1 protein-coding gene is annotated in these 1,199 nt (G+C 69.3%); it reads right to left on the reverse strand.

Features of this window, described 5'->3' with window-relative positions; all coding sequences use genetic code 11:
• A partial coding sequence (locus AB0O00_RS40415) for a tetratricopeptide repeat protein (protein WP_363659648.1) occupies nt 1-1,182 on the reverse strand: 1,182 nt, incomplete at its 3' end.
• Between the last annotated feature and the right edge of the window lie 17 nt (nt 1,183-1,199).

A 1,199-nucleotide genomic window follows, 5' to 3' on the forward strand; every position in this document is an offset into this window, starting at 1 on the left:
GTCCGGTTCGAGCTCGGTCGCCCGGTTCAGCGAGGCCAGCGCGGCGTCGAAGTCGTTCAGCGCGTACTCGGCGGCGCCCCTGCTTCCCCAGGCCATCGGGTCGTCCCGGGCCGACTCGGTGACGCGCTTGCTCATCTCCAGGGCTTCGGTGAGTCGGCCATCGACGCGTAGGAGTTCCGCGAGGTCGAACATCGCCCAGGTCAGTGTGGAATCCAACTCCACGGCCCGGGACAGGAGGTCCACGGCCCCGGGGTCGCCAGTGGCGGCCAACACCTGTCCCTTGGTGCCCAGTGTCCAGGGGTCCTGCGGATCGAGCTCCAGAGCCCGGTCGAGGTGGGCCATGGCCTGTTCGTAGTCGGGTTCGGGCAGACTGCGATAGGCCTCGCCGAGCGCCGAGTGCAGTGTCCGGTACGCCTCCTTGGTCCCATCCGGTGGGGCCGTCGCCTCTGATCTCTGGAGGTCGGCGAGGCCCTCGGCATGGTTGCCCAGCATGGAGTTGTACTGGCCCCGGCGCAGCAGCAGGTCGGGATCGTCGGGCTCCTGCCGCAAGAAATCGGAAAGGGTCCGGACGGCCTCTTCCCGTTCCCCTGTGCCCCACTGGAGGTCACTCAGTCGCAGTGCCATGGATGCCGTCGGAGTGTTCAGCCCTTGCCGCCGCTGGAGCAGCTCGATGGCCTCGTCGGCTCGTCCCTCGGCGGCCAGTGCTTCTGCCATCAGCTCCAAGGCGGTCACGTTCTCAGGTGCACTGGTCAGCACCTCCTGGGCGGCTTCGAGTACTTCGGCGGTCCGGCCGAGCCGGTCGAGCAGGACTGCACGGGCGACCAGCAGATCGGTGCTGCCCGGGAAGAACAGTAGGGCGTGGTCGGACTCGGCGAGTGCCCGTTGGTCGTCCCCAGACTCGCTCATGGCGCCGATCATGTCCAGGCGGTCGTCGAAGGTGGCGGCCCCCTCGGCCAGCAGGTCCTGCAGGAGGGAGATCGCGCCTGTTTGGTCTCCCTTCGCCCGGAGGGCAACGGCCTTGAGTCGCCGCGCCTCGACCTCGTCCGGGCATACGGCCAGCACCCGGTCTACCGCGTCGAGGGCCGGATCCCAACGCTCGGCGGCGAGCAGCACCCGGGCCCGCGCATCGAGCAGCACTGGGTCTTCGGGAGCCTCGGCGAGCCACTCCGCGAGCAGGTCCAAGGCTTCGTCGGGCCGGC

Source organism: Kitasatospora sp. NPDC093558 (assembly GCF_040683475.1).
Classification (GTDB): Bacteria; Actinomycetota; Actinomycetes; order Streptomycetales; family Streptomycetaceae; genus Kitasatospora.